Source organism: Gemmatimonadales bacterium (assembly GCA_030697825.1).
Lineage (GTDB): Bacteria > Gemmatimonadota > Gemmatimonadetes > Gemmatimonadales > JACORV01 > JACORV01.
In genome coordinates this window covers 1-1,066 of the sequence record JAUYOW010000128.1, presented here as the reverse complement: position 1 = coordinate 1,066, position 1,066 = coordinate 1, and the positions used below count along the sequence as shown (strand labels likewise).

Annotated in this window: 1 protein-coding gene; it reads right to left on the bottom strand. The window is 70.4% G+C overall.

Annotated features, from left to right (window positions below; translation table 11 throughout):
* Positions 1-202: 202 nt before the first annotated feature.
* Positions 203-1,066, bottom strand: an 864-nt coding sequence (locus Q8Q85_06650) for an FAD/NAD(P)-binding oxidoreductase (GenBank protein ID MDP3773931.1), incomplete at its 5' end; no start/stop codon positions are given.

Below are 1,066 nucleotides of genomic sequence, written 5' to 3'. Positions count from 1 at the left end.
GCCGATGTAGAGCCAGCGCAGGAGGGTGCGCAGCGGCGGCACGCCACCAGGCGAAGGGACCCGGCGCCAAGGCATCATTCGCTTCTCGGAGGCGACGGAGGTCATTGTCGAACAATAGGGAAGGCGGGGGTCTTGCACAATGCAAGAGCGGGCTTCGGTGCAGCGACCGGACCCGCCTGCGACTAGGAAGCCGGTGCCGCCATCAGAGCCACTGCCAGAACCAACGCCGCTCGAACAGCACCTTGCCCCAGTGCCACCGTCGGCCGGGGGCGCGGAGCGCGACCACCGGAGCAGGCTCTGCGTAGAAGTCCCCCGACCCGAAGCCGGCCCGCCCGTCACCCGTCTCCACGAAGCACTCGCCATAGCCGTCGAACGCACGGGGCGCTCCGCGCCCGCGCCACGCCGCCGCGATGTTGTGCGCCACCACCTCCGCCTGCCGCTCCGCGAACACGCCGGCCTTGGGAAGCGGCTTGCCCATGGCGAGTGGAACGGCCGTCACGTCGCCTATGGCGAAGACGCCGGGAAAGCTCGTTTCGAACGTGTGCCGGTCGGCGCTCACCCAGCCGCCGTCGCTTGCCAGGCCAGCGGCGCGCACGACCTCCGGTGAGCGGTGCGGCGGCACGTATGCGAGCAGGTCGTAGTCGGCCGCCGCGCCGTTCGCGAAGGTGAGACGCCTCGATGCCGCGTCCACCGTGGTGACCTGGTGCTCGGGGTAGTAGCCGATGCCCTTGCTCTCGACAAGCTGCCGAATCGCCGCCGAGACCACGGGGCCGGTCACGCCCATCGGTCCGGGCTCCGCCGCGAAGACGTCTATGGTCACCTGGTCGCGTAAACCTCGCCCTCGCGTGAAGGCCTCGATGAGCATCGCCGCCTCGTACGGCGCCGCCGGGCACTTGTACGCCGGCGCCGCGGTGAGCACGACGATTCGCCCACCACGAAACGAGCGAAGCGCGTCCCGCAGCGCCGTGGCTCCCTCCAGCGAGTAGAGATTGTGCCCGGCTTCCGTAAGCCCGGGGATGGTCTCAGGCGCGAGGCTCGCGCCCAGCGAGACGATCACGGCGTCGGC